At 68.2% G+C, this 333-nt stretch carries 1 protein-coding gene; it reads left to right on the forward strand.

Annotated features, from left to right (window positions below; translation table 11 throughout):
* Positions 1–333 (forward strand): copper amine oxidase (locus tag KI686_RS17115; protein ID WP_237590334.1); only part of this gene is annotated, 333 nt, incomplete at both ends.

A 333-nucleotide genomic window follows, 5' to 3' on the forward strand; every position in this document is an offset into this window, starting at 1 on the left:
CGACGTGCGCTTCGACGACCGGCCTGTGCTCGCGCGCGCGAGCGTGCCCGAGATGGTGGTGCCCTATGGAGACACCAGCCCGACTCGATTCTGGATCAGCTACTTCGACGCCGGCGAGTACCTGCTCGGAAAGAACGCGAACGCGCTCGAACTGGGCTGCGACTGCCTCGGGGTCATCAGATACTTCGACGCCCACGTCGCGGACGACCGCGGCAACGCGGTGCGCGTGCCGAACGTCGTCTGCATGCACGAGGAGGACTACGGCATCCTCTGGAAGCACACCGAGCAGGGTCCGGTGGGCGCGCAGGTGCGCCGCTCGCGCCGCCTGGTCGT

This window comes from Polaribacter sargassicola, from assembly GCF_021991835.1.
Taxonomy (GTDB): Bacteria; Bacteroidota; Bacteroidia; order Flavobacteriales; family Flavobacteriaceae; genus Polaribacter; species Polaribacter sargassicola.